Origin of the sequence: uncultured Rhodoblastus sp. (genome assembly GCF_903903185.1) — a bacterium.
GTDB lineage: Bacteria > Pseudomonadota > Alphaproteobacteria > Rhizobiales > Beijerinckiaceae > Rhodoblastus.
Genome location: NZ_CAIUXT010000204.1, coordinates 1 through 4,601, shown reverse-complemented (window position 1 = coordinate 4,601; position 4,601 = coordinate 1). Strand labels below are relative to the sequence as shown.

Genomic DNA, 4,601 nt, shown 5'->3' with positions numbered 1-4,601 from the left:
TGTGACGGTGGACGTGGCGCTGATCGTGCCGATCGCGATGGAAGAAAAACTGCGCTTCGCCATTCGCGAAGGCGGCCGCACCGTCGGCGCGGGCGTCGTCGCCTCGATCATCGAATAATTGAAGCGATACGTTAAGAACTTGGTATAAGCCTATGAAAAAGGAGCCTTTTTGGCTCCTTTTTTAATGTCCTACGCCAAGGCGTCGCCCGGTCGCCGAAAATCGCTTGCCGGCCGTTTCGCGAAGGGTGGAAATTGTTCGATGGGTCTTGCCTTGGCGCGCGCAATCCGGTTATGAGAGGCCTCCGCCGTCGGCGCGGTTTGCGCCGTCCGCAGGAGTGTAGCTCAGTTGGTAGAGCACCGGTCTCCAAAACCGGGTGTCGCAGGTTCGAGCCCTGCCACTCCTGCCAGTTTTCCCCAATAAAATCAGGTGTTTAGAAAAACGAAAGAGCCGCCTAACGGGCGGCTTATTTTATGGGGTAACTATTGGGGTAACAAAAAGCGTGGGGTATCGACCGTTTCAGGCCGATTTTTGTATCTCGGCGCATAGGGAAGCACGAAGGGAAGCCCCGCTTCAGCCCTCACATTCGGCCCATGCCCGTCGCCTTGTACTCGCGCCAGTCCGGCGTCAGGGCCGCGCGCCGGCCTCCGCAGCCTTCGCAGCGGAATCGACGGAGACGGACGATAGCGGGGAACGGGGTTTGATCCGGCAGGCCAAGCCGAGCGAACGGAAGGGCCGAAGAGCGCCGGCAGTCCTGGCAAAGCACATAGACCCCCGCGACCCCGGACGCGGATAGGCTGGCAATCGTCGGCGGGTTTTTCGATTCGCTGCGCATCGGGCGATCTTATCGGATGGTCGCGCCCAAGCCATTCGCCCAAAGAAAAACCCCGCTGCCGGTTTTCACCGTGCGGGGCCTCGATCCTTGGCGGCTTTACATCCGAGCTCGCCTTGGAATTGAGCGCAGACTAGACCGCGCTTGTGTCAAACTGAAGGCGCCCTCAGGTCGTCGGCCCCTCTTGCCAATCACAGCCGACAGCCGCCATCACCGCCGCCGCGCGGGTCGATGGCAATGGTTTTGGTTTCTCGCCATAGGAAACCCAGTGGAAATGATGACCAGGATTATTAACCCGAACGGAATCGCCGGGCCGGTCGCGACCTTCCGGCGACAGTTCGTCCGACATGGCGTAATATTCGAAGAAAAGCCATGTGTGATAGGCTTCAAGCAATTCCTTCGGCTGATCGGTTGCCGCTTCGTCGGCTGGACGGGTTTTCGCATAGGCCGATGCCAGCTTTGCGGAAATGGTCACCTCGGCGCCACTGGCGAGAGCGGCCAAGGCGTTCACCAAAGCGGCAGAAACTTTCTCGGGGGCATTATATTTGGCCAGATATTCGGCGCAGAAATGCACCAAGGCGGCGCCGCCCGCCGGTGTCGTCGGTTTGGTTTTCAGAATTGCTTCCTCGGCTTTGTCGAAGATGCACCACGCCCGATCAACACGCTTTTGCAGCACGTCGAGGCCGGATTCCTTGTATTTGTCGTCATATTCCTTTTTCGCCTGATCAAAGGCCGCGATGATAGCAGCGCGGTCTTTCTTCCACTTTTTCAGATTTTCAGGATCAACCGCAGGACGGGCGGGAAGTTTGACGCCATAGAACTTTTCAGCCAGTACGCCGATTTCACGGACGCCAGCCTCGCCGTAGTCGGGCGCGAAGGGCGCGAGCCATTCCGTCAACTGAGAACGGAAGGAAACAACCGTCGTTTCCTCGCCTATCGCGGCGAGGAACTTGAAGGGAAACGCCACCTTCATATTGACGTTTTCGATCTCCCTGTGGGCTTTTTTTCGCTTCGTCATAGGCGTTTTTGGCGCGGCGGAATTTGTCCAAAGCCTTGAGCAATGGATCGGAAGCAGGCAAGCCGGTAGCGCTTGCCGGAACGGTGTTGTTCGACATGGGTTGCTCCTATTGGGTTGCAATCAACAGTTTATGTTGATAATCTCCGCTAGATATTCCGTCAACAGAAAATGTTGAAATGACGCCAAGCCAATGCCGCGCCGCCCGCGCACTTATCAATCTGACACAGCCGAAACTTGCCGAGGCGGCTGGCGTCGGGTTGTCAACCGTGGTCGATTTCGAGAAGTCGCGCCGCGCTGTTTCCGACGTTGCAAGGGAAGCAATCCGCGCCGCCCTTGAAGCCGCTGGCGTCGAGTTCATCCCGGAGAACGGCGGCGGCGCTGGCGTGAGGCTGCGGCAAAAATAGGCCATTCGTTGTTGCGAGTCTCTTCTTTGAACCGCTTGCATGCAATCAAAAGCAATCCATCATGAAGGTCTTCGCAAAGGAGGCCAGCATGCCAATTATCGCCAATCTCATCCGGTTCGCCTTGCCGCTGAAAAAACGCGTCGACTGGCGCGAAATTCAAATGCTGCTCATCGAGCGAGCCAGAAGCCTTGGCTTCGAGCCCGAAATTGAAGGGAGCGGACCAGAATATACGCTGCGCCTTTCGAGCGGCATGGCATTAATGAGAACGAGGGACGGCACCTATCGGGCCGGATGACCAACCGGCCGTTTTCTCCTGGCCGCCACGGAGCATCTCAAACGCAAAAACGGCCGCCATGCTACTCGTGGCGGCCATTCTTCTGTTTACCCTTGCATTCCGGCGATTATTTACGCACGGCTGCACTGCGATTCGAAATGGCAGGGACGTATCGAATTGCGCGAATCGCCTCCATATTGATTGCGTAACTTTCGCTCATTGTCATCGGGCGGTTCTCGCATTCGATCTCGCGAAGAATTCGGTCCGTTTCCGGTAAATTCCGATCCGTGGTCTGCGTCGGTTCATTGGTCTGCGACATGAGTTTGGCTCCAAATGTTTGAAGCCGCCATGTTGCGTTGCGTCGGGCGCCAGCGGCGGGAGCGGTCTAACATCCGCCGCAATGGTCGCCACGGGCTCGGCCCGCGCGGCTGATCTTGTCGAAGTCTCTTCGATAGTCAAGGAACAAAAACGCCCCCCATTGCATCCACCGGCGAGTGTCCTTTCAACGCAAGCGCCATATCGACGCCGAATCCTATTGGACCGTGACAGAGCAGCCCCTACACTCGCCATCAGCGAACGGGATGGAGGGCAGATGGATCCGGCCGAACAGACTGCGCAATTCCTGTCGGGGTTGCCCGATACGATCCGCAGCAACATTTTGGCGTTCGTCTTGATATACGTTTTCGACTACCCGCTGAAGCGGGACGACGACCTCAGGGCCATCGTCATTGAAAAGTTTCAAACGCCAGACGGCATGCGACGTATCGCTATCGTCTTAAGGGCGACTGGAGTTATCGACTTCGTGCTCGAACGGACGATCTTCATGCAGCGAGCCAATGAAGCGCGGTTGCCGATCATCGCCCAAAAACTCGAAAACGACGCCAAAGCTGCGGAAATAATCGAAACCATGATGATGTCGCGTGAATTGCAGCTTCGTCACGCGGAAACGGCGCTTCAGACTTGGACATCTCTTCGCAGCAACGAACTATCCCCCGGAAATCTGATGGCGTTTGAAGATAGCTGTCTAAAGGGATCACTCCCCGCATAGGCCACCAGTCTTTTATGGCCAGTTCAAAATCGGAATATTCTTTTTCTTCCAATTCACTCATTTCATGCAATCCCCCATCCACCGGCCTCAATCTCCCGGCGCCGCTCTTGAACGCGCTCGCCGATTTCTGCCGCAACCTCGGCGATTTCCTCCGGCGTGGCGATGGCGTTGAAACGCTCCGTCCAGTCAACTCGAATTTCCGTCAGGAATTGCTCAAGCGATTCTTGCGCCTTGTCGTCGGGCGAATGGGCGTACAAGAGCGCAAGCTGCTCGATTACGGAGATTGTGCAGGCCAGGAATTCGGCGGGCGTTGTCATCGGCGGCCCTTTTCATCTTCCGGCGCCACGGCCTCGAAAGCTTCGGTCGCGAGGTGTTTGACCTCATGAAGGAGGTGGAGCAGTTCGCGCATCTCGCCGGAAAGAATCCCGCCGCCCGCCAAAACAGCCCTAACCGCCTTGGCCGCCATTTCGTGAATCTTGGCCTCCATCATGATCGCCGAGCCAGCGAGAAACGACCGCGCCGGGATTCTCGACGTTCCGAATTCGTGATATTTCGCAACCGGATCGTCCGTCCCGACATAGCCCTCGTTTCCGCTGGCGTTCCATTGGATCGAGGCGCGAAGCTGGCCCGTCTCCAATAGGGGCGAATTGCCCCGCATCTTGTGGGCGATGGTTTCCGGCTTCAACGAGACCCATCCAAGATCGTATGTGCCGAGGACTTCGCGCGCCTCGTTCGCGACGATGATGCAGGCCTGTTTAACAATTGCCTCCGTCGCGAGGTTCATATCGGCTTCCATCGCGTGAAGCTTCGCGGCGAATCCGAGGAGGTTATAAACCGTCATGCGACTATCCTTGGCGACAAAGAGAGGCGCGCGGGCCGGGCGGATTAGAGCAGTCCCCGCTTGGCGTGAATCGGAATGATTTGGGGGATTCCCTTGGGCGTGGAAATGGGCGAATCTTGGTTTCCCTCTGAATCGGGAGGCGCAGGATGTCGCGAGGCTATTCCTTTGATCTGCGTGAGCGTGTGA

General features: G+C 57.2%; 7 protein-coding genes, 1 tRNA gene and 1 pseudogene. 5 read left to right on the top strand and 4 right to left on the bottom strand.

Annotated elements, in window-relative coordinates; genetic code table 11:
- Together QZY01_RS18150 and QZY01_RS18145 are read left to right on the top strand one after the other, a co-directional pair.
- A pseudogene (locus QZY01_RS18150) lies at nt 1-118 on the top strand (elongation factor Tu); the annotation flags it as partial.
- A 213-nt stretch (nt 119-331) separates the two neighbouring features.
- Nucleotides 332-407 (top strand) — tRNA-Trp (locus tag QZY01_RS18145).
- A 589-nt stretch (nt 408-996) separates the two neighbouring features.
- Here QZY01_RS18145 and QZY01_RS18140 read toward each other — a convergent pair.
- Nucleotides 997-1,848 (bottom strand): hypothetical protein, encoded by an 852-nt coding sequence (locus QZY01_RS18140; RefSeq protein WP_294540017.1) that lies wholly within the window; start codon nt 1,846-1,848, stop codon nt 997-999.
- Nucleotides 1,849-2,024: 176 nt separating this feature from the next.
- Here QZY01_RS18140 and QZY01_RS18135 point away from each other — a divergent pair, with 176 nt between their 5' ends.
- Both QZY01_RS18135 and QZY01_RS18130 read left to right on the top strand, forming a co-directional pair.
- Entirely contained in the window at nt 2,025-2,252 is a 228-nt protein-coding gene (locus QZY01_RS18135) for an XRE family transcriptional regulator (RefSeq protein WP_294540016.1), read from the top strand.
- An 88-nt stretch (nt 2,253-2,340) separates the two neighbouring features.
- Nucleotides 2,341-2,547: a hypothetical protein gene (locus tag QZY01_RS18130; protein WP_294540015.1), complete on the top strand. Its 207-nt coding sequence runs from the start codon at nt 2,341-2,343 to the stop codon at nt 2,545-2,547.
- 106 nt (nt 2,548-2,653) lie between these two features.
- Here the strand turns inward: QZY01_RS18130 and QZY01_RS18125 are convergent, their stop codons facing one another.
- Nucleotides 2,654-2,845, bottom strand: coding sequence for a hypothetical protein (locus QZY01_RS18125; protein WP_294540014.1), 192 nt, complete (start codon nt 2,843-2,845; stop codon nt 2,654-2,656).
- A 273-nt stretch (nt 2,846-3,118) separates the two neighbouring features.
- On the opposite strand from QZY01_RS18125, the gene QZY01_RS18120 reads away from it, so the two are divergent.
- Nucleotides 3,119-3,574: a hypothetical protein gene (locus tag QZY01_RS18120; protein WP_294540013.1), complete on the top strand. Its 456-nt coding sequence runs from the start codon at nt 3,119-3,121 to the stop codon at nt 3,572-3,574.
- Nucleotides 3,575-3,636: 62 nt separating this feature from the next.
- Here QZY01_RS18120 and QZY01_RS18115 read toward each other — a convergent pair whose 3' ends face one another.
- Nucleotides 3,637-3,891 (bottom strand): hypothetical protein, encoded by a 255-nt coding sequence (locus QZY01_RS18115; RefSeq protein WP_294540012.1) that lies wholly within the window; start codon nt 3,889-3,891, stop codon nt 3,637-3,639.
- Nucleotides 3,888-4,415 carry a hypothetical protein gene (locus QZY01_RS18110; RefSeq protein WP_294540011.1) on the bottom strand — a complete coding sequence of 176 codons (528 nt, stop codon included), beginning with the start codon at nt 4,413-4,415 and terminating at the stop codon, nt 3,888-3,890. Before QZY01_RS18110 ends, QZY01_RS18115 begins: the two co-directional genes overlap by 4 nt.
- Nucleotides 4,416-4,601: the final 186 nt, after the last annotated feature.